Raw genomic sequence first — 23,731 nt, 5'->3', positions numbered from 1 at the left:
TCCATTATAGAACGTGTGGGTTTAGTTTTTTCAAGGGATGAGATAATAATGAAAAAACTGTTGGTTTGGTCACTCGCTATTGCGGGTACATGTTTTTATGGGTGTGCAGACGACAATTCGGCTGCATTTGATTCTATTGCGCCTGAAATCGGCGAAGAAGAGTCTTCTACGGAAGAATCGTCTTCATCTGTCGAGTCTGAAGAATCTTCTTCATCTGCAAAACAAGAAGCGCCCGCTTCGGGCAGCGCGGATTCCAATGCGAATTCTAGCGCGGACACAAACTCAAGCGCCGACACGAGCGCAGAAGCTCCTGAAAGTTCCTCCTCGCCCGCTCCGCTTTCGAGCTCTGCGGTAGCACCGGCAAGCAGTTCAACACCCGCCCAAATTCCGGCACTTTCATCGAGCGCTATCGCTATTTCGAGCTCCACCATCTCGACAAGTTTTTCTTCGTCTAGCGGGCTTGCTGAATACGATGACAATCACAAGGCAAAAGCCACATTCCTCCCGAAAGCGGGCTTCTACAGAAGTTTAACGATTGAACCGCTCACACCGCAAAAAGGTGGCGAAATCCGTTGCACATTTGACGGTTCCTTCCCGACGGTCTCTTCCGAGCAAATCACAGTGGCAAAGCAAATCACCGAGAACTCGGTTGTACGTTGTTCTGAATTTGTAAACGGCATGGCCGCCGATACTACAACGCAAACATATTTCATTAACGAAAGCGTCTCGATGCCGGTGGTAGCCCTCACGGTAAATCACCACGATATGTTCGACTCCACCGACGGTCTCTACGCTACCGGAAACCTCACTGGCGGTGGCATGGGTGGCGGCATGTGGGACTTTGGCGGCGGCGCAAACGTTACCGACAACAACAACCCGAAATGCACCGAGCCTTGCAAGCAGGCGAATTTTTGGAAAGATACAGAGCTCCCCGTCCATGTGGAATACTTCGAAAAAGGAAGTTCCACCACAGAAAAGACTTGGGAAATTGACGCAGGTATTTCTATCATCGGAAATTACAGCCGTTACAAGCCCAAGAAGAGCGTTGCCATCAAAATGGATAACGACAATTACGGCGACAAGACACTCAAATATTCTTTGTTCAAAACGCGCCCCGAAGCCAAGAAATTCAAGAGCTTCAACTTGCGCAACAACGGAAACCGTTTCTGGACGGACTATGTTGGCGATGCCATGATGACCTCGCTCATGGAAGGTACAGAAGTCGATTACCAGCGTAGCCGCCAGGTCGTCGTGTTCTACAACGGTGAATACTTCGGCATCCACGATATGCGCGAACGCCTGAACAGGAGCTATGTCGAAACAAATTACGGCATTGATTCCAAGTCCATCAACATGATTAAAATCACCGGTTCCAGCTACGAAGCTAGCGGTACAAACGGCGCATCGACGGAAGATTACAAACAACTTGTAAATAGCATTTCCAGTGCCAATTTTGCAGGCGAAAATAACGCACAGTACGAACAGATTAAGAGCAAAATCAACGTCAATAGCTTTGCGCAATACATGTTCGCCGAAATGTACTACCACAATGGCGACTGGCCGAACAACAACGTGCGCGCCTGGGGCGGCAACGGTCATCCGTTCAAGTTTGTCGCATTCGATACCGACCACGGCTTTGGATTCACGCCGGGCATCAGCGGCTTTGACGAAGAAAACGAAAACATGTTCACCTGGGTGCTTGGCGCAAAACAGACGAGCAATCAGGGCGGAAACAATGGCGGCATGTGGGGCGGCTTCGGTGGCGGCTTTGGAGGCGGTTTTGGCGGAACTTCTGTTGACAGCAGGGCTCCGGGCGGAATGCTCAAAAAACTCCTTGAGAATCCGGACTTCAAGCGACTCTTCATCAACAACGCTTGCATTCTCCTCAACAGCTACTTGGCCTACGAAAAGGTGCAGAGCACAGTGCAGTCCATGATGGCAACGATTCCATCTTCGGAACAGCAGCGCGACGAACAGCGCTGGCCGCGTAACCAGAGCAACTTCAAGTGGGATCCGACAGGCAACACGCTTATCGCTTTCGCCAAGAATCGCGGTGAAAAGCTCAAGCAAGAAATGGTTGAACGCTTTGACCTCGAAGACGAAGTCACAGTGACCATCGGCGCAAGCGGAAACGGCTCCGTTCAGGTTGACGGCATGAAGCTCCCGAGCAACAACTACCAATGCAAATTCTTTACGAACAACGAATTGCAATTGACGGCAGTCGCTAGCGCAGGTGCCGTATTCACGGGATGGTCCGACGGTTCGACCGAAAACCCGCACAAGGTTACGCCGACAGCGGGTACGACCATCACGGCGCAGTTCAGATAAAATATTTAAGTTCTATCCTCCTTCCCCGCAGCAACGCGGGGATTTTTTATATTAGGATTATGTCCAGAGCAGCCAAAAGACGCAGAAAACTCATGATGATGGAGAGTCAAATGATGGAGAATCAACCTCTCCCACCCTCCAAAATCAAAGTGACAATTTCTACTAAAAAACTTTCACCAAGAAATAAGATTCTAATTATTTTATTCGTATTAGAAGTATGTTTCACTGCAATATTTTTCCTTCTAAGAGCAAAAACACATTCGTTTGATCTCGGCTATATCATCGACGAAACTTTTTTGAACAAACTCGCCGAACGTGAGCTATACAGAACATTGCTTAGAATTTCATTAGCGTTCTTTATAAGCTTTGGTTTGGGCATTATTTTACATATCTTTAAAGTATTGCCTCCAAGAAAAGACAACAAAGAACCATCTACAAAAAATTTTATTACTGAATTCATCCTTCTGCTAATACTCGCCATTGGCGTTTCAATTTCAGAAGTTATCGAGCTTCCTGCAAGGTTCACAAAAAAGCCAATACTCAAAAAAGAAATCCTTATTAATAAAGATACCTGGACAACGAAATCAGGGATGCATTACGACCTTATATTCAGTAGCAAATCAAGCATAACGGTTAGCAAGCGCACTTATTTAGCAATGGATATCGGAACTGAATTTTACACTGTTTATCAGGGGTCGTTTCTTATTGATTTTTTCCCGATGGATAAATATTTTTTGAGAAAGTAATAAAGAAACGAAACAAATACAATCAATACAGTCATATTATTTGGTGAAGCAAAAAGTAATATTATAAAGGGGTTGAATAGTTATATTAGGGACATATCCCCCAAACAACAAAAATCTACGTAGCTGTTGGCTGCGTAGATTTTTTTTTGCTGAAATGCGCAAGATGCTGGGGTAGCCAGATAATGCTTTGGGGTAGCCAGATTGTCCTCGCCCCTATTCGGCTACGCCGATGCTTACGCATCGCGGGGTTGCCAGATTGGCTGCGCTGGCTTCCCGATTGAGCATCGGAGTAGCCAGATTGCCAAAACACTCATTTCATTTCGTGTTTTGCCCTCCGGGCTTGCTTGAGCTACGCTCAAGTCAAGGCTTAAAACCGGCTGTGTTCGCTACGCTCTCGCCGGTTTTAATCGAACTGACTTCGTCAGTTCCTCTGGCACCCCACCAAATACACAAAGAGCCACCCCTGCGGGGCGGCTCTTTGTGTATCGGGGTAGCCAGATTCGAACTGACGACATTCTGCTCCCAAAGCAGACGCTCTACCAGGCTGAGCTACACCCCGAAGTGCTCCAAATATAACAAAAAAAGCCCTATTTTTGAACATTACGATTGTTTTTTTTCAACAAAATCATTTTTTTACAAAAAACTTTACTTTTGTGCAGTGAAAATATTGACATTTGCCCAGTTGTGCATTATATTTTATACATAGAAATTCCAGAACCCTTTATGACGAGAGGCAAACCATGGAAAATACAAATGAAAAACGCAAAGAAATGACGGCAAGACAAGAAGAGATTTATGAATACATCAAGAAGTATTCTAAAGAAAATCACATGCCGCCAACCGTTCGCGAAATCGGCAACCACTTTGACATTTCTTCTACGAACGGTGTGCGTTCTATCCTTGCAGCCCTCATCAAGAAAGGCTATATCAACCGTTCTCCGCGCCTCAGCCGCGGTATCGAAATTTTGAGCGATGACAAGGAATCAAGCAAGGAAGTTGCAAGCAACACCATCGAAATTCCTATAGTCGGCCGCGTCGCCGCTGGTACGCCGATTCTTGCCGTGCAGAACCTCGAAGGTACCGTCACCATCGACAGAGACTTCCTCGCCTGCCGTAGCGATGTGTTTGCACTCCGTGTCAAGGGAGATTCCATGATTAACGCAGGCATTTTCGATGGAGACTTGATTTTCGCTCGTCAGCAAAAAACCGCAGATCTTGGTGAAATCGTCGTAGCCCAAATTGATAACGAAGCTACAGTCAAGTACTATCACCCGAGCGCAGACCATGTGGAACTCCGCCCGGCAAACCCGAAGTACAAACCGATCATCGTGAACAACAGAAAAGACTTCTCAATTGCAGGCCGCGTCATCGGCGTCATGAGAAAAGTCAACTAATCCTCCCCTAAAGTCTTCACACAAAAAAACCGAGGTTCAACGCCTCGGCTTTTTTATTCTTTGGATTCCGTCACAAACGAAGATACGAGAAATAAAGGTTCCCCTACGCTTCGCATCAAGGATGACGATTAACTTACAATAAATTAATCGTCAAAATCGGCAAGTTCTTCTTCAGCTTCCTTCAAGTCTGCTGCGTCCGGTCCTTCGATATCATCGTCCTCCACTTCGTCAAGAGAGTCTCCGCCCATGGCGCCCAACTGGTATTCCACCTTGCGAGCTTCCTTGGACTGACCCAAGTGCAAAATAGCGGCACATTCTTCGCAGTAACCGAGATGCTTGTCGACCCAGAATTCCGGAGAAACAAGGTTCTTGTTGCAGCGCGTGCAAATCTGCGTTGCAGCTTCACGCGTGAAGGCTGCGTTCTGTTCTTCAAGTTCCTTCAAAATACGTTCCGTCAATTCTTCCTGAGTTTCTTCAGCAAGAGAAATCTTGTGACGGATGGCAGAAGTCGGCTTCTTTTCGAGGTTCTTCATTTCAGAAGTCACCTTCTTCTTGTTGGCGCGTTCTTCCTGCTCGTCAATTTCAACAAACATAATGAACTTGCAAGGCTTCTTGCCGCCTTCAAGCAAAACAGCATACGGATAATCAGACTTCACGGTAGACTTTTTTCGATTCAGATTTTTCCACGACTTCAACTTTTTCGGGAGTTTTTCAACAACCTTTTCTGGTGCTTTTTCAGGAGCCTTTTCAGCTTCCTTGACCGGTTCTTTCACGACCTTCTTTTCAACTTCCTTTTCAGGAGTTTTCTTTGCAACAGCCTTGGCCTCGACTGCCGGTTCAACCTTCTTTTCGGGAGCAGTCTTCTTTGCTGGAGCAGGAGCGGCCTTCACCACCTTTGTGGTTTCTTTCTTTGCAGGTTCTTCCTTTTTGGCGGCAGGCTTCTTTGCCGGTGCGGGCTTTGCAGGAGCTGCTTTTACCGGAGCGGCCTTTTTTGCAGGGGCAGGTGCAGCCTTTGCAGCAGGCTTCTTGGCGGCAACAGCGGGCTTAGCCGGAGCCTTAGCAGAGGCAGCCTTCTTTGCCGGTGCCGGAGCAACCTTTGCAGCGGGCTTCTTGGCTGGTGCCGGTTTTGCAGATTTCTTTTCAGAAGTACTAGCCTTTGCAGGCGCCTTAGATGTCGTTTTTTTGGAACTCATATTTACTTCTTTTCCACAATTTTAATGTTCAAAATCGGATCGTTCGGGTCAATGCGGCACACAACGTCGTGTCCCTCAATGACCTTGCCAAACACCGTATGCTTGCCATCCAAATGCGGCTGCGGAAGGTGCGTAATGAAGAACTGCGAGCCACCCGTATTCGGGCCTCTATTTGCCATAGAAATCACGCCAGTTTCATGCTTGAGATCATTCGCTTCATCGTCGATGGTATAACCAGGACCACCCGTTCCATCGCCATTCGGGTCGCCACCCTGGATCATAAAGCCAGGAATGACACGATGGAAGAGAAGGCCATTATAAAACCCGGAATTGGCGAGTTCAACAAAGTTCGCTACGGTATTCGGAGCGGCCTTGAAGTTCAAGTCCACAACGATTTTACCCTCATGAGTTGTTATCTCGGCAAGAATCTGGGTCGTACCCGTGTAATCCTTGTTGAAAACCTTCCCCGCTGCAAAAGCATTCGCGGCAAGGCACAAGGCACTGCAAATAATAAACTTTTTTAACAAAGCAGAACTTCCGTAGTTAAATTGCTCTTTAAGGATTATCGTTCCTTAAAGCCAAATTGTTAACCTAGAATATAGTTTTTTTTTAAAGGGTTCACAGCGAATACCAATAAACAGGCACAAGATTTCTATATTTATGCAAAAACTCTTCAACATCTTAATATGCCGCAAAACAACAATATCCGCAATTTTAGCATTATCGCCCACATCGATCACGGCAAATCCACCTTGGCCGACAGAATGATTGAACTGACCAAGACCGTTTCCAAGAACGAAATGATGAACCAGCTCCTGGACGACATGGACCTGGAACGCGAACGCGGCATTACGATCAAGGCTCATGCCATCCGCATGGTCTACGAAAAAGACGGCGAAGAATACATTTTGAACATGATCGATACGCCGGGGCATGTGGACTTCACCTACGAAGTCAGCCGTTCCCTCGCCGCTTGCGAAGGAGCCATTCTCGTGGTGGACGCAAGCCAGGGCATCGAAGCCCAGACGCTTTCAAACCTTTACCTCGCGATTGAAAACGATCTTACTATAATCCCGGTTTTGAACAAAGTAGACCTTCCGGGTGCTCAGCCCGATCACGTGGCACAGCTCGTCGGTGACCTGCTCGGCTACGATCCGGACAAGATTCCGCGCATTTCCGCCAAGACTGGCCTTAACGTGGAACAGGTGCTTGACAAGATTGTCGACGAAATCCCGGCCCCGAAGGGCGATTCCGGCAAGCCGCTCAAGGCACTCATCTTTGACTCCGTTTACGATTCCTACCGCGGCGTGATCAACTACATCCGCATTGTCGAAGGCACGCTCAAGGCAGGCATGAAGATCCGCATGATGAAGACGGGTGGCGAATACGTCGTCACGGAAGTCGGTACATTCAGCATGCGCCGCGACCCGCGCCCGGAACTGACCGAAGGCATGGTCGGCTACGTGCTCGCCAACGTGAAGACGATTAGCGACGTGAAAATCGGTGACACGCTCACGGACGCCGCCAATCCGGCCGAAGAACCGCTCCCGGGTTACAAGGACGTGCTCCCGATGATTTACTCGGGTATCTACCCCATCGACCCGGAAGACTACAAGGATTTGCGCGAAGCCCTCGAAAAGCTCCGCCTCAACGACTCCGCCCTTTGCTGGGAACCGGAAACTTCCGAAGCGCTCGGCTTTGGTTTCCGCACGGGCTTCCTCGGACTTTTGCACATGGAAATCGTGCAGGAACGCTTGGACCGCGAATTCAACGTGGACATCATCACGACCGTACCGAACGTGGAATACCACGTTTACATGAGCGACGGTTCCATGGTGAAAATTGAAAGCCCGTCCAAGCTCCCCGACGCTAGCCGCTACGACTACATTGAAGAACCTTACGTGAAGGCACAGATCTTTACGCCGAAGGAATACGTCGGCGCCATGATGACGCTTTGCGAAGAAAAGCGCGGCACATTCGAAACGATGGAATACATCGACGAAACAAAGGTCATCCTCAAGTACGACCTTCCGCTTGCCGAAATCATGTTTGACTTCTACGACCGCCTCAAGTCTCTCAGCCGTGGTTACGCAGGTCTCGACTACACGCCGAGCGAATACAAGCGCAACAACCTCGTCAAGCTCGACATTCTCTTGAACGGTGACCCGGTCGACGCCTTCTCCGTGATTATCCACCGCGACAAGGCAAACACCTACGCTAACGCCATCTGCGTCAAGCTCAAGGACCTCATTCCGCGCCAGCAGTTTGACGTCGCCATCCAGGGCGCTATCGGCGGAAAGATTATCAGCCGCTCCACTGTGAAGGCAGTCCGCAAGGACGTGCTTGCCAAGTGCTACGGCGGTGACATCACCCGTAAGCGCAAGCTCCTCGAAAAGCAGAAGGAAGGTAAGAAGCGCATGAAGAGCATCGGCTCCGTGGAAGTGCCGCAGAAGGCATTCCTCGCAGTCCTCTCGCTCAGCGACGACTCTACCGGCAGCAACGACTAATCGTAATCCGAACCATGTCAGCACTCGATCGTAAAGTCAGGTCATTGCAACGACGCCACTCCAGGGCGCACGTGTTTTTCCTAGTCTTTATTCTCGGCATAGTGCTGACAATCATGGTCGGTGTACGCACTTATATTTTTGAACCCGTCCGCTTACAAGACAATTCGCTATACCCCAAATTCAAAAAAAACGGTGTGATGTGGATGTGCAAGCTCCCGAGCTGTACAGAAAAAATTGTGGATGGCGATTTCGTCTGGGGAGTCATGCGCAACCAAGACAATATGGTGCGCAAAGTTCTCGGCGTTCCAGGAGACTCCATCACCATCACAAACAACGGCAAGGTCTACACACCGCACCGCAACTTCAAATGGAAAGGCGAAGACGCATTTATCGAAACGCGCAGCATCTATGTTCCGCGCAAAGGCGATACACTCCGCTTTGACCAGCTAAACGACGTTGAACAAGACTACTTGATCGCTCTCATGCACGAGCAAAACGAGAAAATCTACATCAAGTCCAGCCTTTGGCAAGGCAACCGCGAAATGCCTCTAGAACGCATCGGTTCCACAAAGCTCGGAAACCGCCTTGTGAGTCTGCAAGAAATTGACTACATGCCCTGGCAAGACAGATTCCTCGTTGAGCTTCAAATATTCCTTGCAGAGCCAGGCAACACGCCCATCCACATCAAGCGTGAATTATACAACGCCAACGACTCTTCAAAGATTTCTTTTTACGTTGTTCCTGAAGACTGCTACTATCTCGTCTGCGAAAAATCCAATCATTGTGCAGACTCTAGAGAAATCGGCTATTTTACCAAAAACCGTCTTATCGGTCGCGCCAACAAAACAGCCAACAAAATTCAGAACAAAATAGACAACCGCATTTTCGAGCTTCAGAATTCAATCCGTTCTCTTTTGAAAAAAACACAAAAGAAGAAAACCGAAAAGCCGAAAAAAGATTCTAAAAAGAAATCAGCTACCAAAACTTAAATCGTTTAAGTTTCAACAGAACAATTAAACCGGTAAGATGCAAAACATGCATCCACTTGTGCTTTTGACTTAAATCCATATTCCACACACCATATTAAACATCACCGGCGGGAAATGTAGAATTCTGGCACAACAAAAACGAATTATTGACTCATTTTGCAATCAACCGTTTGCAGGAACGCAAAAATAAAAGCATTGCGTATCAAACGCAAAAACGCACCCGAGCCGGGTGCGTTCTGCAATTCTGTTTTAGCGATGTCCGCGCATCACGCGCGCAATCCACTAATTAGTCGAGCGTGTGGACCAAGAGACCGTCGCGGAGCTTCGGTTCAAACCAAGTGCTCTTCGGCGGCATGATTTCGCCAGCATCGGCTATGCTCATGAGCTGATCGAGCGTGGTCGGGTACATTGCAAATGCGCAAGCGCATTCACCGCTATCGACGCGCTTTACGAGTTCGCCGAGACCACGGATGCCACCGACAAAGTCGATGCGCTTGGAAGTACGCGGATCGTCAATGTCAAAGAGCGGCTTCAAGATGAGCTTCTGGAGGAGTGCCACGTCGAGGCTGTCGACCGGGCCAAGATTCTTGAGGAACTTGTCCTTGAATGTGCAAGCATACCACTTGCCGCCCATGTAGAAGTTCACCTGGTTCTGCTTAGCCGGGCTCTGCATGCTCGGCAATTCTTCGATATCGAACACAAGCTTCATTTCTTCCATGAGCTGTTCCGGCGTGCGGCCGTTCAAGTCCTTAAGCACGCGGTTGTAGTCCAAAATCTTGAGCTGGGTGCTCGGGAAGAGGATAGCGAGGTAACGGTTGTATTCTTCGTCGCCCGTGTTCTTCGGATTCTGTTCGGCGCGGTAGCTGGCAGCACGAGCACCAGCAGCACTGCGGTGGTGACCGTCAGCGATGTAGCTTACCGGAACAGATTCAAAGGACTTGCGGATAGCTTCGATTTCTGCATCGTCGTCGATAATCCAGACGGTATGGCCAAAGCCGTCGCCCTTGCTCACGAAGTCGTAAACAGGCTTGCGCTTGGTCACGGCACCGAAGATATCAAACTGGCCGTTGTCGCGGTAAGTGAGGAATACCGGACCCGTATTGGCGTTCGTGGCGAGCACATGGCGCAAACGGTCTTCTTCCTTGTCAGCGCGGGTAAGTTCGTGCTTCTTGATGGTGCCGTTGAAGTAGTCGGCAGCCGGAACGCAGCACACAAGACCGTACTGTTCGCGACCGTTCATCGTCTGGCGATAAACGTAGAGGCACGGCTTCTGGTCGAAAGCGATCACGCCGTCTTCGATCATCTTGTCGAGATTTTCACGAGCGTGGGCATAAACCTTCGGATCGTAAGCGTCGACAGAATCCGGAAGTTCGAGTTCGGCACGCGTCACGCGCAAGTAGGAGTGCGGAAGGCCCTCAGCCATAGCTTTGGCTTCGGCGCGATTCATCACGTCGTAAGGGAGCGCAGAGATAGTCTCAGCTTCAGCCGGGTTCACCGGACGCAAAGCCTTGAACGGATAGATGTGCATCATAGGTTTCTTTCCTTTGTGTGCTTCTTTGATTAAAACTTCGTCTTCGGCAATCAAGTTATGGATATAACCCGTCTTTGCCTCAATCCATTTTTTCTTCCTGTAACTTACGATGAAATAAGCTAGAAAAAAGAAGATGGCGCCGCCAATAGCAGCGACAATTGTAATGCCAATCATGAACGCCAACAGGTGGTCCGCAGCATCATTCCACAAATGCCCAATCACCGTCGTGAAATTTTTGAACGAAAGCCCCTGGAATTCTTCCAAAAAATCAAACTTAATCGCCTCCGGATGGACAATCTTACACCCGAGCATATAACCCGTCGGGTAGAAAAATCCGAACTGAGTCAGCGGGTTTGCCACAAACGACGAGACAATCCCCGGAACCTTAGGAAGGCGGAACAAGGCACAGAACGCAACCGTCAAAATAATGGCAACCCCAATCGTCGGCCAAATACCAATAAAGACCCCCGCCGCCACAGACCACGCCACACGCATGGCATCCTGACGCCTCGGAAACATCCTATTGTAATAAATACGGCTTAAGCGCTTGTACTTCGATTCGTTCCTTCTCAATTTAACCATATCACCTCTTGAATTTATCGTGCCAAAGATAGAAATTTTCGCACTGTAAAATCAAGTTTTTCAATGAATCAAGAAAAAAGATATGACTTAGTGCACAAGTTTAGTTCTTTAAACAACGGATTGAAAAACCTTCATATTTGTTGAGGCTTCGGTACACATTGTCGTATTCATAAAGCAAGAGCACGTCATAGGCATTATAGCTATCATATTCCGTGGATGTCCAGAAATGGGCGTTGTTGCCATCGCGGTCGAAATTGCCATCGTAGTACCTGCCACCAGCGGGCAACGCGGAAAAACCAAACGCGTCTGTACCATTTCCGCTAGAACCATTATTGTAATTATTATAACGCCAGCCAGCCTGCGACTTCAACATCTTGGCGGCAATAGAATCTCCACCGACCTCGTTAAACAACGTTTTCCATTCCTGGTATTTCGGCAAGTGCCAACCCGGTGGGCAAATTCCGTACACCGTATCGGGCAATGCACAACTTTTTTCATAACCACAATCCTGCGGGTTATCTTTATCGGTAGCAAGTTTCACTGAGTCAATCGCTGCCGCCCAAGTATAAAGGCGACCCGCCAGAGCACAGTTTTCTGGATTGTTGCCATAGCACCAGCTCCTGTCCTTTAAACTCAATGTTGTGGCACTGTCCGCATAATTCAAGTTTTCGGCCATCCACACTTGATTACCAATTTTCACAATCTTGTAAATTTGACCATCGCGAGAATCTGTTATGGAGTCGTAAGCTATTTCTGAATTAAAGCGACATTCTTTAGGAAAATTCCAACTTCTGTCTGTCCCCCATTCTAAACGCATCGAACAATTCAATTCAGCTGATAAACTGCTACTGGATTCTTCGTGGCTATCACCACTCAGAATGACGCTGGACGATAATCCAACTTTTTGGCTACTAGAAGACGAGCTAGATATCAGACTCGAAGAGCTACTCATCTGCTTGCTAGAGGACGAAACTATCAAGCTCGATGATGAACTAGGTTTATAACTTGAAGATGAATTCAATTGCTTGCTAGAGGACGAAATGGTCTTCAAGTTCGATGATGAACTGCGACTAGATTCTTCGTGGCCATCACCACTCAGAATGACGCTGGACGACGATTCAACTTTTAGACTGCTAGAAGAACTCTGAATTTCTTCAGAACTAGAAATTCCATTGTCATTTGGAGCGCTAGTACCGCTATCTTCATCACAAGCAGCAAGCAAAAGCAAACCAGAAACAGCCGCAGAAACCACGCACCCACGCAAAGACATCTTTCCACACCATAAATTCTTCAACAACATAAGATTCTCTGATATAAAGTTTTTAACAAATATAATTTATTTGATTGAGTAGTCGTATCCTTATGTCATTCTGACGCCAAAGGCGGAAGAAACCGGTCAATTCTTGTTTACGCATTAAAAGACTTTACTGGATTCTTCGGGGCAAGCCCCTCAGAATGACGATTAAAGTTTTTTGATGTTACAAACCATAAACAGCAAATTTTTTAATTTTTACCGCATGAAACACTTGATTTCGAAAGAAGGCTTTGAAAAATTCAAGGCAGAATGGGAACATCTCAAATATGTCGAACGCCCGGCAATGATCAACCAGGTGCAAGCCGCCGCTGCCGAAGGCGACCGCAGTGAAAACGCCGCCTACACATACGGGCGTATGCGCGTGCGCGAAATCGACCGCCGCTTGCGTGAACTCGACCGCATTTTGGATGGCGCACAGATTGTTGAAAATGCCGCCACCAAGGACGGTTCCATCCGCTTTGGCGCCACCGTCAAAATGATTGACAAGAAGACCAAACGCGAAAAAATTTACAGCATCGTCGGCGACAAGGAAATCGACCCGCTCCAGGGTCGCATCAGCATGAAGTCCCCCATCGGTGAAGCGCTCCAAGGCAAGAAAGCCGGCGACACCGTCGAAGTCCAAGCCCCCCGCGGAAAAATTGTTTACGAGATTCTGGAAGTTAATTATTAAACATGTCATGCCCGTCCCCGAACGGGCATCTCCATTTCTTTATTAAAGAAGGAGATTCCCACTTTCGCGGGAATAACAGCCCAGTTTCTACTTCCTACCGCCTACTTCCTACTGTCTACTAAATCATGTTCATCGATACTCATTGTCATATTGATTCTTACGAGCGCCATGCAGGCGAATCCTTTGACGCGCTTTTAGAGAGATTCCAATCCGCAAGTTTCACGACCGAACGCAGTTCCGCCAAGGAAAAAGCGGTCGCATCCAAAATAGCACAGCCAGAAGCATTTATCCATGTCGCCTGCGACCCGGCAGACTTTGACCGCGCTCGCGAACTCAGCGAAAAGTATCCATTCGTCTACTCCGCTTATGGCATTCATCCCGAGTACGTTGAAACAGAGACCGCCGAAGACGAAGCCCGACTCCTTGAATTCCTCGCCCACCCCAAGTGCGTCGCCTGCGGTGAATTCGGTCTCGACTACCATTACGGCGCCGAAACAAAGGCAGCCCAAGTCAAGCTCTTCGAGCGCCATTTGCAGCTCGGCATCGAAAGCGGCAAGCCTCTAGTACTCCACCTCCGCGAAGCCGATGACGACGCCCTCGCCGTGCTCCGCACCGCGAACTTACACGACCGCAACGTTCACGTTCATTGCTTTACAGGAACGTCCGAATTCGTTGAACAACTCCTTCAGCTAGACGCAAACATCTTCGTCGGATTCACGGGAATCGTCACGTTCAACAACGCGCAAAACGTCCGGGATGCAGCAGCACTCGTACCGCTCGACCAGATGCTTTTGGAGACCGACGCCCCTTACATGGCGCCCGTCCCCTTCCGCGGCAAGCCTTGCCACTCCGGCTACATCCCGTTTATCGCCGACAAACTCGCCGAAATAAAAAATGTGACGGTAGAAGAACTCTACCATCACTGTCGCGAAAACACTAGAACGTGTTACGGAATTTAAGCTTTAACGGCTTCCGGTTCCGTTTCGAAGCTGGATCCCTGCGTCGGAACATTGTAATGTTCCTTCATGTACTCTAGCGCCATATCCGTATTGAGCGGTCTACTAAAGTAGAAGCCCTGAATCAAGTGGCAGCCTTCGCGGTACAAGAAGTCGAGCTGTTCCTTCGTTTCAACGCCTTCGGCGATGAGATCCAAATTCAAGGACTTCGCAATGCCAATCACCATGCGGGCAAACGAAGCATCTTCTTCGTTATCCGCCACATGATCCACAAAGTACTTGTCCATCTTGAGCGTATGCACTGGATAGCGCTTCAGGTAAGACAGAGAGCTGTAACCCGTTCCAAAGTCATCAATCGAAATCTGGATGCCCATATTCGAAAGCGCACGCATGATTTCAATCGTCTTGTCCGCTTCGCACATAGCAGTGTATTCCGTAATTTCAAGCTTCAAATTGCGCGGATTCAAGTTCGTTTCGGTCAGCACACGGCGCACATCGTCAACCATGGAATCCATCGAGAACTGCTTTGCCGAGAAGTTCACCGCCACCTGGATATCCTTATAGCCCATGTCCACCCATTGCTTGGTCTGCTTACAAGCCATGCGCAAGATGAGCGCCCCCATCGGCACAATAAGGCCCGTTTCTTCGGCAATCGGGATAAATTCAGCCGGCGAGATAATGCCTCGTTCCGACTGGTTCCAGCGCACAAGCGCTTCAAAGCCCACAATCTTGTTGCCCGCCTGAATATCGACAATCGGCTGGTACATCAGCACAAATTCTTGTGCCTGAATAGCCCTGCGGATTTCGAATTCGAGCTTGTAAAGCTTCATCGCCTTTTCGCGAATGCCACCGCTAAAGAACTGGATACCGCCATGGTTAATGCCCTTCTTCATATCGCGAAGGCTTGCATTTGCATTGGCGAGAATATCTTCGACGCAATCGACATCCTGGTTCACGACAATCGACATCGAAACACTGATGTACAAGTCCTTGCCTTCCAGCGAAATCGGAGACTTAACTTTGTTATGAATATTACGGACAAGCGGAATCAAATCGTCATTCGGATCACGACTCTGGATGTTGTGCAAAATAACGGCAAAAACATCCGGTCCAATACGAGCCACACAATCATCGGGGCGAGCAATCGATTTTAAGCGGTCTGCAATCGTACGGAGAACATTATCCCCAATCTTGATAGAATAAGAAGCGTTAATGGCCCCAAAGCTATCGATATCCAAAAGAGCGACTGCAAAAACATAGTCCGGACGCTTCGCCGCAATATCAACATCCGTCTTTAACTTTTCAAGGAAATACTTGCGGTTATAAACGCCTGTAAGCGCATCCTGATAAACATAGTTGTAATGTTCGCGTTCAACAGACTTGCGGTCAAGAGCTTCTGTCAAAGAACCAATTACGCGAATCGGGCGACCAAGATTATTGCTCTGGACGCGACCGCTAATCACAAGTTTCATGTTCTTCTTAGAAGCGTCAAGCAACGTCAGGGTGCAAGAGAATGTTCCAGAGGTCTGCAATGCGGCATTCAGCTGTTCACGGAAAGCGTTCCAGTCGCTTTCAATCACGCGCTTTTTCAAAGGTTCAAAGGAATCTTCTAGGCTTGCGCTATCGGTGGCAAGCAACTTGGCAATCCGATTCGACCAATAAACTTTCCCTGATGCGACATCAAACGTCCAGAAACCATCCGACGAAACATCAATCATCATCTGGAACATTTCATCTTTTTCTAAAAGATCCTTACGGAGATCACGAATCGGCTCAACCACCTTCGGTTCAGGGATTTCCACATCATTGCGAATTTTCCGGCCGTCCATCGGGAATTTATAGAATAAGGCGACATACGCCAAAAAAACTATCGCCAAAAAATATGGTATAAAATTATAGACGTGCTCCGTAAAATTCAGAATATCCGGTATAGATTCTGCAAACAGAAAACACGCTAACAATAGCGCAAAGCGCAAGACTACATGTTCATCGAAAAGTCTCATGTCAACCCAATCCTATTTTACACCTAAAATAAGCAGAATATTTCAAAATAGAACACCCCGAAAGAATTTTGTAATGATTTATTTACTCCAACTTCTAGTATTCCAACTTGGAATATTAATTGTGTTAATTGGCATGGATACCTACAGGTCAAAATTTGCAAGTATCCATGTTCTCTATCATTGAATATAGGCTTAAAATACTGAAAAAGTTCATTTTATATAAAATAATTTTTAACATTTTGACAAACTAATTTCAACTAGCTTTCAACACCGATAAACACTAGGATTTGTGAGATACATCACATTTCAAACATCTGTCAGATGGTCCAATTCGTTCCGAAAAATACCCAAAAACACCCACAAGTGATTCCAATTTCCTAAAAAAACCCGGTCAAAAATTTACGAAGACACTCCCCTGCACCATCACCCGTATGTAAAAAGTCATCTTTCCGTAATGTAAACGTCCGTAAATATTTACGGCAAAAAAAGCCTCCGGCGTTATTAGACGAAAGAACGGCCTTCGGCCTACAGACTAGAGACAAAAAAAGCCTCCGGCTTTTGACCGGAGACTTTTTAGAGTGGTAACTTCTTTTAGAAATTACACCGCGCCCTGCCACTTCATGGCATCGGCAACCTTGAGGAAGCCAGCGATGTTTGCACCCATGACGAGGTTGCCCTTCTGGCCGTACTTGACAGCGGCAGAGGAAGCAGCGGCGTAGATGCTCTTCATGATGCCTTCGAGCTTCTTGTCCACTTCTTCGAAGGTCCAGGAAAGACGTTCGGAGTTCTGAGACATTTCGAGGCCGGAGGTAGCAACGCCACCAGCGTTAGCAGCCTTGGCAGGTCCAAAGAGAACGCCAGCCTTCTGGAAGGCTTCGATAGCTTCCGGAGTAGACGGCATGTTAGCACCTTCAGCAACAGCCTTCACGCCGTTAGCGATAAGGGCCTTGGCACCTTCGAGGTCGAGTTCGTTCTGAGTTGCGCACGGGAGAGCGATGTCGCACTTGACAGTCCAAACGCCCTTAGAACCTTCGTGGTATTCAGAACCCGGAACGAGCTTAGCGTATTCGCTGATACGAGCGCGCTTGTTGTTCTTGAGGTCGAGAACGACGTCGAGGTTGATGCCGTTCGGGTCGTAGATGTAGCCGTTGGAGTCAGAAACGGTCACAACCTTAGCACCGAGCTGAGTAGCCTTCTGGCAAGCGAACTGAGCAACGTTACCGGAACCGGAAATCACGACGGTCTTGCCTTCGAAGGAGTCGTTAGCGAGGTCCTTGAGCATTTCGCGAGTGAAGTAGCAGAGGCCGTAACCAGTAGCTTCGGTACGAGCGAGAGAACCACCGTAGGAGAGGCCCTTACCCGTGAGAACGCCCACAAATTCGTTGCGGATGCGCTTGTACTGACCGAACATGTAACCGATTTCGCGAGCGCCAGTACCCTGGTCACCAGCCGGAACGTCCGTGTCAGCACCGACGTGCTTGCAGAGTTCAGTCATGAAGGACTGGCAGAAACGCATCACTTCGTTGTCGCTCTTGCCCTTAGGATCGAAGTCGGAACCGCCCTTGCCGCCGCCCATGGGGAGCGTGGTCAAGCTGTTCTTGAAGATCTGTTCGAAGCCGAGGAACTTGAGCATGGAAAGCGTCACTTCGTTACGGAGACGGATACCGCCCTTGTACGGGCCAATGGCGGAGTTGAACTGCACGCGGTAGCCACGGTTCACCTGAACGTTACCCTTGTCATCGAGCCAAGGTACGCGGAAAGTGATCACGCGTTCCGGTTCGACGAGGCGGTCGATCACGCCGTTAGTTTCCCAGGACTTGTCCTGTTCGAGGACCGGGTCGAGGGATTCGAGGAATTCACGGACAGCCTGGTGGAAGAGAGCCTGGTCCGGATCGCGTGCGACGACCTTTTCATAAACCTTCTGAAGGTAAGCATTCTTAATTGCCATTTTTTATATCTCCGTTGAGAATTTGATTGTTAATGTTTTAACGCCTGTAAAGATAGTAAAGGGTGCTCCGAAAAAGTGAAAAATGGGTAAAAATCTTCAATTTCTTACATTTTTGTAAGTTAGTTTTTCATCAGTTTTACCAATTGCTTTTTTTCGCAAAAAAACGAGGGTACACAAAGCAAACACTTACATTTTTGTAAGTTTATGCATTTTGTAGAATTTAGTAAACAAAGTTTTACATTTATAACAATGTTTTTCTTTATAAAAGAAGGCGCCCCCGGTACAGAGACCGGAGTAACAATGCAAAAAAAAGCCCGCTCGAAAGCGGACTTTACAAATTTCATTTAAATTTCCATGAAGGCTTTGAGGTCACCCATGCGGCGCTTGGCGTATTCAAGCCCCATGTTGTAGGATTCGTCGAGTTCGTTACGATCCGTCGCAAAGAGGTCGCAAACTTCCTTTTCCGGGCGGAAAATCAAGAGCTTGCCAGATTTTTCGAGCTTTTCCATCTCGGCAAACATCTTCTCGTAACGCTTGTAACGCAACATGAGCGCACGGAAGAAATCCGGATACTTGCGCTTGAACATCGGATTCAAAATCACACGGTACTTGCGGAAGTCCGTCACGATTTCGCCAGGGTAATGCGTCGAAACTACAACGACCTTGTCGCAGCCCTTCTCGAATGCACGCTGGTACGGAATCGGAGAGGTCACGCAGCCGTCTGCATAATGCTTGCCGTCAATCTGCGCAATCGGGAAAAGCATCGGGAGGGCACTGCTCGCGTTCACGATATCGAGCAAGCGCTTTTCGCTCATGTATTCCTGGAAGAATTCCGAACGGCCGGTTTCCAAACAGGTAAGGCCAAATTCGCATTCCACGCCCGAACCAAAGAACAGGTGGAAATCGAACGGCATATCACCATACGCAGCATTGTAATGGAGCGCATAGCATTCCTTCTGGATTCCATCAAAAATGCGGTGAGCCTTATCCCTACCCTGCTGGATTTTGGTCGGCTGGATAATATAGCGGAAACGGCCGCGCTGGCGCGTGACAAAGTTCATGGCCGCATGGCAACCGGCACTTACGCCCGAAATATACGGGAAATAAACACCTTCATCAAGCCAAGCGTCCAAAACGCCTGCCGAGAATATCGTCTGACGCGAACCGCCTTCTAGAGCCAAGCCAATCTTCATTACTTGCTCTCCTCGGGCAAAACTTCTGCAGGAGTTTCGGTAGCCACAGGGAGAATAGCCCCCGTCTGGCCCAAAGCGCGCTGCTTGAGTTCCCAAACCTTCTGGCGGAAATATTCGCTGCGTTCTGCAAGATGCTTGGAAGACGGAATGCCCTTGACGCGTTCAATCTTTTCGGGTTCGTCCACCAAAATCTGCGTGCGGTGCCCCATCTTGTAAATGCCGTCAATGCCGAGAGAAAGGACCGGATAACCCGTACTGCGAGCGAGGAATGCAAAACCCGTCTTGAACTCATTCAAGAGGCCATCATAACGGCACTTGCCTTCCGGGAAGATAATAACGGAATTGCCCTTTTCAAGTTCCTTCTTGGCAAGGAGCGCCCATTCGGTATCAAGATTAAAGCGGTCGCAAGGAATGACGTTCTTGAAACGCTTCAAAGCCCAGCTGAAATGCGGGTCTTCGACCTGGTCCTTAGCCACAACGATACTGCGCTTGTGGAAGAACAGGGACTGCACCATCAAGGGATCGAGCATGCTCGTGTGGTTAGCAATAATAATCATCGGTTCCTTAAGGTCAGTCGACTTGACAGACCCTAAGAACGTCATCTTGGGACGATAAACGACTAACAAGTAAGTGCGCACCCCGTAAACAACGAGGAAGAGCACAAACTTCCAAAACAAACCAGCAATTATATTTTTCGCTTTCTCAATCATCAACTGTATATAAGGCGATCCCGGCACAAGGCCGGGAAGACACGAAGGACAATTAATTTATTTGCCCAGAGATTCTTTGGGAATAGACGTAAACGTAAGGGAGCCCTTGGCATGGACATTGCCGTTCACCTTGACAACGCAGTCAAAACCGACGATGACTCCACCGCCCTTCGTCTTGTTGACGGAGATTTCGAGCTGGTCGCCCGGAATCACAGGCTTCACGAACTTGAAACCGTCAATCTTCAAAAGAACGTACAAGTTTTTTTCGAGGTCTTCAGCCGGCTTCTCGATAACGAGAGAGCAGAGCTGGGCGCAAGCTTCGCAAATGAGGACGCCCGGCATAATCGGGGTGCCCGGGAAGTGGCCCATGAAGTACGGTTCGTTTACAGAGACATTCTTGATGCCCGTTGCAGATTCGTTCGGAACGAGTTCCGTGACCTTTTCAATCATCTGGAAAGGCGGACGCTGGGCAATTTTTTCGCTGATCTGGTAAATGTTCATCACAGGGAAAGGCCTCCATCCAAAACGATGACCTGACCCGTCACATAGGCGAACTGGTCAGAAGCGAGAGCGGAAACGACGTTTGCGACTTCGTCAGCAGAGGCAAAGCGCTTGAGTGGCACCTTTTCAAGGTAGCCCTTGCGGGTTTCTTCCGGAATAGCTTCAATCATTTCAGTAGCGACAAAGCCCGGAGCGACAGCGTTCACGCGGATGCCGTAACCGCCAAGTTCCTTGGCGAGCGTCTGCGTAAAGGAGTTCACGGCGCCCTTCGTGGCACTGTAAACGGCCTGGCCTGCGAGAGCAAACTTAGAAGAAACAGAAGACATGTTGATGATAACGCCAGACTTCTGCTTGTACATCTTGACAGCGACCTGCTGTGCGCAGTAGAAGTAGCCCTTCACGTTCAAGTCAAAGCACTTGTCGAGCGTATCCGGGTTCATCATCAAAAGATATTCGTCACGGACGATACCGGCGTTGTTCACAAGAACATCGATACGGCCATAAGCCTTGAAAACATCGCGCACCATCTGCTTGACTTCGGCAAGAACAGCGACGTTAGCCTTGTAGACCATGCCATCGCCACCTTCAGCCTTAATTTGTTCAAGCGTCTGGAGTGCAGCTTCATCAGAGCTGGAGTAGTTTACGACGACCGTGTAGCCGTCACGAGCGAGGCGCAAGGCACAAGCCTTGCCAATCCCCTTAGAAGAACCAGTAACGATTGCAACTTTCATTATAAATTCTCCTTCAAAAAATTATTTACCGAGAACGACGGCGCTGTAAGAACCACCCGTTGCAAAGGAAGTGACCAAGATCTTCTTGAAGCCCGCTGTTGCGACCTTCTTCTTGGACACTTCGCCATTTGCGATAAAGTAGGCGTTTTCTTCGGCAAGTTCACCACCGAGCATGAGAGCAGCTTCGGCAGCGGCGAGTGTCGCGGAAGCGGCACGGCCTTCGCCCACGCGTTCCTTCACCTGGAAGAGCGGGAGGCTTGCAAGCTTGTCGCCAAACACGCGTGCGTATGCACCCTTTTCGATATCGTCAATCTTCTTGAAGCCGTTTGCAAAACCGCAGACAGCGTCAATTTCGTCAATGCTCACGCCTGCATCGTTGAGAGCATCCTTGATAGCAAGGTCAAGAGCTTCGTCAGAACCGGAGATGTGGCCGAACTTCACGTTCTTGCGGCCGTTGCCGTAACCGAGGGCGTAGCAGTAAACCTTTGCACCACGGGACTTGGCGTAGTCTTCGGTTTCCATGATGATAGAAACGGAGCCATCGCCCACCACAAAGCCATTGGAGTTGGAATACGGTTCCACCACTTTGTCGGCGGCGACGTTCATCTTCTGGCAAAGTTCGGTGATGATCGGGAGGTTTTCGTCCGTACCCGTAGCCATCATAGCCTCTTCCTGACCGTCGTGGATGACATTCATGGAGTAGCCGATGCTATCGAGACCGGAGAGCGGACCCGTCGTGATGGTGACGCCGTAGCCCTTGATTCCAGAGAGAATCGAGAGGTAACCACCGGCGGCATTATAAACTGTGTGAGGGAACTTGAAGGCGCTACCGCCTGCATTACCGGCTTCGGCAATGAGTTCCTCGAAATCGTAAGTGGCACCGAGGCCGCCTTCGCTAGTACCCACGATGATACCAATCTGCTTGGCGTTGTCTTCAGTGACCGTAAAGTTTGCATCCTTGAGGGCGCGCATGCCGGACACGGTCTGGAGCTGGCCCAGATTGTCGAGCTTGCGGTAGAAGGCCATCTTGATGCCGAGTTCCTTGTAGTCGTCGTTCGTGACGGTAGAGCAAATGGAAGCGGATTCCGGGAGCTTACCGTTCTTGACGGCGTCAAGGTATATTTCCTTGCTGTTACCGATCGGGCTTACAATGCCAATACCTGTCACAGCAATCTTCTTATCCTTAGCGACCTGGCTCTGCACATCGCCCGGCTTCTTGCTGAACACGATACTTGCGTTCGTGCCGCCGAAAGCGACGTTGTTGCTCATGACGCATTCGAGTTCCTTGGCACGCGGGGTGTTCTGCACATAGTCCATCGTGCCGACCTTGGCCTTGAGGGCTTCGGAATCTTCGGCAGTGTAATGGAGCGTCGGCAAAACGGTATTCGTCGTGAGAGCCTTGATGCTGAACACGGCTTCGATTGCACCGGCAGCGCCGAGGCAGTGGCCCGTCATTACCTTGGTCGAACTGACACTCAAGGTCGGATTTTCTTCGTCGAAGAACTTGTGGAATGCATTGATTTCTGCATTGTCGTTCTTGCCCGTACCCGTACCATGAGCGTTCAGATAACCGATGTCAGACTTCTTGATGCCAGAATTCTTGACAGCGCGGTCCATCGCTTCGAGGAGGCAGACGCCATCTTCGCGAGGAGCCGTAATGTGGTGAGCGTCGCTTGTGACACCTGCGCCGAGAACTTCGCAATAACGTTTGGCGTTACGCTTTTCGGCATGTTCCAGAGATTCGACAATCACGATGCCAGCGCCTTCACCGAGGGTGATGCCGTTGCAGTGGTTGAACGGAGAGCAACCATTTTCGTCCAAGGCATGGAGAGAAAGGAAGCCGGAATACGGAACAGAAGCAAAGGAGTCGGAGCCACCGGCGATCACGACATCAGCCTTGCCTGCGCGGATAAGGTCGCAAGCAAGAGCAATGGAAATCGTACCGGCAGCGCAAGCGTTGCCCACGTTCGTGACAATGCCGCCCGCATGGCAAGCTTCTGCCACCTGGGAGGCGATTGCGGCAATGGGCATCTTCGGAATTTCGTTGACGTTCTTACCGTGGCGGTGGTACTGTTCAATGCTGAGGACTCCACCCACGCAGCTACCGATGATGACGCTTACGCGGCTGCTATCGGCAAAGTCACCGAGACCTGCATCGTTCAGGGCTTCTTTCATAGCCTTGATGCAGAGCTTGGAGGCGCGGTCCTTTTCGTCCGGGCATTCGATATCGTCCAGCGTATCACAGTTCACTTCGGCAGCGAGGTCTGCATAGCAGTTCTTGGTATCGAGCGAAGTAGTCTTGTGAATACCGGAGACGGAATTCAGGGCGTTTTTCCAGGTTTCTTCAACATTGTTGCCTACGGCGCAGATAACGCCAAGGCCAGAAACAACACAGCGACGATTATTAGAAGTCATAGAAATTCCAAACAATACT

At 49.1% G+C, this 23,731-nt stretch carries 18 protein-coding genes, 1 tRNA gene and 1 pseudogene; 7 read left to right on the top strand and 13 right to left on the bottom strand.

The window, feature by feature from the left end:
* The first annotated feature begins 48 nt into the window (after window positions 1–48).
* Together FSU_RS00390 and FSU_RS00385 are read left to right on the top strand one after the other, a co-directional pair.
* Window positions 49–2,328 carry a CotH kinase family protein gene (locus FSU_RS00390; RefSeq protein ID WP_015732427.1) on the top strand — a complete coding sequence of 760 codons (2,280 nt, stop codon included), beginning with the start codon at window positions 49–51 and terminating at the stop codon, window positions 2,326–2,328.
* A gap of 59 nt (window positions 2,329–2,387) precedes the next feature.
* Entirely contained in the window at window positions 2,388–3,074 is a 687-nt protein-coding gene (locus FSU_RS00385; RefSeq protein ID WP_014544937.1) for a hypothetical protein, read from the top strand.
* Between the two features lie 485 nt (window positions 3,075–3,559).
* Here the strand turns inward: FSU_RS00385 and FSU_RS00380 are convergent.
* Window positions 3,560–3,633: transfer RNA gene (locus FSU_RS00380), tRNA-Pro, on the bottom strand.
* A 181-nt stretch (window positions 3,634–3,814) separates the two neighbouring features.
* Between FSU_RS00380 and lexA the strand changes: the two genes are divergently transcribed.
* The gene (gene lexA, locus FSU_RS00375; RefSeq protein ID WP_015732425.1) at window positions 3,815–4,468 is read left to right on the top strand and encodes a transcriptional repressor LexA; all 654 of its coding nucleotides are present in this window, start codon (window positions 3,815–3,817) and stop codon (window positions 4,466–4,468) included.
* A 143-nt stretch (window positions 4,469–4,611) separates the two neighbouring features.
* On the opposite strand, the gene FSU_RS16455 is transcribed toward lexA, so the two are convergent.
* On the bottom strand, window positions 4,612–5,661 hold the full coding sequence (locus tag FSU_RS16455; protein ID WP_014544936.1) for a hypothetical protein: 1,050 nt from the start codon (window positions 5,659–5,661) through the stop codon (window positions 4,612–4,614).
* A 2-nt stretch (window positions 5,662–5,663) separates the two neighbouring features.
* On the bottom strand, window positions 5,664–6,089 hold the full coding sequence (locus FSU_RS00365) for a peptidylprolyl isomerase (RefSeq protein WP_041260536.1): 426 nt from the start codon (window positions 6,087–6,089) through the stop codon (window positions 5,664–5,666).
* Window positions 6,090–6,347: 258 nt separating this feature from the next.
* On the opposite strand from FSU_RS00365, the gene lepA reads away from it, so the two are divergent.
* Both lepA and FSU_RS00355 read left to right on the top strand, forming a co-directional pair.
* Window positions 6,348–8,168, top strand: coding sequence for a translation elongation factor 4 (gene lepA / locus FSU_RS00360; RefSeq protein WP_014544934.1), 1,821 nt, complete (start codon window positions 6,348–6,350; stop codon window positions 8,166–8,168).
* A 71-nt stretch (window positions 8,169–8,239) separates the two neighbouring features.
* Complete coding sequence (locus FSU_RS00355; RefSeq protein WP_014544933.1) at window positions 8,240–9,157, top strand: S26 family signal peptidase; 918 nt, start codon at window positions 8,240–8,242, stop codon at window positions 9,155–9,157.
* Window positions 9,158–9,443: 286 nt separating this feature from the next.
* Here FSU_RS00355 and FSU_RS00350 read toward each other — a convergent pair whose 3' ends face one another.
* The 3 genes and pseudogenes from FSU_RS00350 to FSU_RS00345 all read right to left on the bottom strand — a co-directional run bounded on the left by FSU_RS00350 (window position 9,444) and on the right by FSU_RS00345 (window position 12,570).
* A complete protein-coding gene (locus tag FSU_RS00350; RefSeq protein WP_041260535.1) occupies window positions 9,444–10,688 on the bottom strand; it encodes a DUF1015 domain-containing protein in 1,245 nt (414 codons plus the stop codon).
* 99 nt (window positions 10,689–10,787) lie between these two features.
* Window positions 10,788–11,270, bottom strand: a pseudogene (locus FSU_RS16710) (DUF2062 domain-containing protein); the annotation flags it as partial.
* 100 nt (window positions 11,271–11,370) lie between these two features.
* Complete coding sequence (locus tag FSU_RS00345; RefSeq protein ID WP_014544931.1) at window positions 11,371–12,570, bottom strand: fibrobacter succinogenes major paralogous domain-containing protein; 1,200 nt, start codon at window positions 12,568–12,570, stop codon at window positions 11,371–11,373.
* Window positions 12,571–12,787: 217 nt separating this feature from the next.
* On the opposite strand from FSU_RS00345, the gene greA reads away from it, so the two are divergent.
* Entirely contained in the window at window positions 12,788–13,255 is a 468-nt protein-coding gene (gene greA, locus FSU_RS00340) for a transcription elongation factor GreA (RefSeq protein WP_014544930.1), read from the top strand.
* A gap of 125 nt (window positions 13,256–13,380) precedes the next feature.
* On the top strand, window positions 13,381–14,214 hold the full coding sequence (locus tag FSU_RS00335; protein WP_014544929.1) for a TatD family hydrolase: 834 nt from the start codon (window positions 13,381–13,383) through the stop codon (window positions 14,212–14,214).
* On the opposite strand, the gene FSU_RS00330 is transcribed toward FSU_RS00335, so the two are convergent.
* The 7 genes from FSU_RS00330 to FSU_RS00300 form a co-directional block, all read right to left on the bottom strand.
* Window positions 14,211–16,040 (bottom strand): sensor domain-containing protein, encoded by a 1,830-nt coding sequence (locus FSU_RS00330; protein WP_244263681.1) that lies wholly within the window; start codon window positions 16,038–16,040, stop codon window positions 14,211–14,213. The two genes, FSU_RS00335 and FSU_RS00330, sit on opposite strands and share 4 nt — an antisense overlap.
* Window positions 16,041–16,812: 772 nt before the next feature.
* The gene (gdhA, locus tag FSU_RS00325) at window positions 16,813–18,162 is read right to left on the bottom strand and encodes an NADP-specific glutamate dehydrogenase (protein WP_014544927.1); all 1,350 of its coding nucleotides are present in this window, start codon (window positions 18,160–18,162) and stop codon (window positions 16,813–16,815) included.
* A gap of 344 nt (window positions 18,163–18,506) precedes the next feature.
* The gene (locus FSU_RS00320; RefSeq protein ID WP_014544926.1) at window positions 18,507–19,355 is read right to left on the bottom strand and encodes a patatin-like phospholipase family protein; all 849 of its coding nucleotides are present in this window, start codon (window positions 19,353–19,355) and stop codon (window positions 18,507–18,509) included.
* Complete coding sequence (locus FSU_RS00315) at window positions 19,355–20,032, bottom strand: lysophospholipid acyltransferase family protein (protein WP_157747914.1); 678 nt, start codon at window positions 20,030–20,032, stop codon at window positions 19,355–19,357. The genes FSU_RS00320 and FSU_RS00315 overlap by 1 nt, the downstream gene beginning before the upstream one ends.
* A 90-nt stretch (window positions 20,033–20,122) precedes the next feature.
* Window positions 20,123–20,566: a 3-hydroxyacyl-ACP dehydratase FabZ gene (gene fabZ / locus FSU_RS00310; protein WP_015732419.1), complete on the bottom strand. Its 444-nt coding sequence runs from the start codon at window positions 20,564–20,566 to the stop codon at window positions 20,123–20,125.
* Window positions 20,566–21,297, bottom strand: coding sequence for an SDR family NAD(P)-dependent oxidoreductase (locus FSU_RS00305; protein ID WP_014544923.1), 732 nt, complete (start codon window positions 21,295–21,297; stop codon window positions 20,566–20,568). The genes fabZ and FSU_RS00305 overlap by 1 nt, the downstream gene beginning before the upstream one ends.
* 21 nt (window positions 21,298–21,318) lie before the next feature.
* Window positions 21,319–23,712 (bottom strand): beta-ketoacyl-[acyl-carrier-protein] synthase family protein, encoded by a 2,394-nt coding sequence (locus tag FSU_RS00300; protein ID WP_015732418.1) that lies wholly within the window; start codon window positions 23,710–23,712, stop codon window positions 21,319–21,321.
* Window positions 23,713–23,731: the final 19 nt, after the last annotated feature.

Origin of the sequence: Fibrobacter succinogenes subsp. succinogenes S85 (assembly GCF_000146505.1) — a bacterium.
In the GTDB taxonomy this organism is placed as follows: Bacteria; Fibrobacterota; Fibrobacteria; order Fibrobacterales; family Fibrobacteraceae; genus Fibrobacter; species Fibrobacter succinogenes.
The sequence above is the reverse complement of the archived record's forward strand: the minus strand, read 5'-3'. Positions and strand labels throughout refer to the sequence as shown.

Bases quoted from the DNA above. Each gene is read 5' to 3' on its own strand.
- FSU_RS00390 (WP_015732427.1), top strand. From the start codon at position 49: ATGAAAAAACTGTTGGTTTGGTCACTCGCTATTGCGGGTACATGTTTT.
- FSU_RS00385 (WP_014544937.1), top strand. From the start codon at position 2,388: ATGTCCAGAGCAGCCAAAAGACGCAGAAAACTCATGATGATGGAGAGT.
- lexA (WP_015732425.1), top strand. From the start codon at position 3,815: ATGGAAAATACAAATGAAAAACGCAAAGAAATGACGGCAAGACAAGAA.
- FSU_RS16455 (WP_014544936.1), bottom strand. From the start codon at position 5,661: ATGAGTTCCAAAAAAACGACATCTAAGGCGCCTGCAAAGGCTAGTACT.
- lepA (WP_014544934.1), top strand. From the start codon at position 6,348: ATGCCGCAAAACAACAATATCCGCAATTTTAGCATTATCGCCCACATC.
- FSU_RS00350 (WP_041260535.1), bottom strand. From the start codon at position 10,688: ATGATGCACATCTATCCGTTCAAGGCTTTGCGTCCGGTGAACCCGGCT.
- FSU_RS00345 (WP_014544931.1), bottom strand. From the start codon at position 12,570: ATGTTGTTGAAGAATTTATGGTGTGGAAAGATGTCTTTGCGTGGGTGC.
- greA (WP_014544930.1), top strand. From the start codon at position 12,788: ATGAAACACTTGATTTCGAAAGAAGGCTTTGAAAAATTCAAGGCAGAA.
- FSU_RS00335 (WP_014544929.1), top strand. From the start codon at position 13,381: ATGTTCATCGATACTCATTGTCATATTGATTCTTACGAGCGCCATGCA.
- FSU_RS00330 (WP_244263681.1), bottom strand. From the start codon at position 16,040: ATGGACGGCCGGAAAATTCGCAATGATGTGGAAATCCCTGAACCGAAG.
- gdhA (WP_014544927.1), bottom strand. From the start codon at position 18,162: ATGGCAATTAAGAATGCTTACCTTCAGAAGGTTTATGAAAAGGTCGTC.
- FSU_RS00320 (WP_014544926.1), bottom strand. From the start codon at position 19,355: ATGAAGATTGGCTTGGCTCTAGAAGGCGGTTCGCGTCAGACGATATTC.
- fabZ (WP_015732419.1), bottom strand. From the start codon at position 20,566: ATGAACATTTACCAGATCAGCGAAAAAATTGCCCAGCGTCCGCCTTTC.
- FSU_RS00305 (WP_014544923.1), bottom strand. From the start codon at position 21,297: ATGAAAGTTGCAATCGTTACTGGTTCTTCTAAGGGGATTGGCAAGGCT.
- FSU_RS00300 (WP_015732418.1), bottom strand. From the start codon at position 23,712: ATGACTTCTAATAATCGTCGCTGTGTTGTTTCTGGCCTTGGCGTTATC.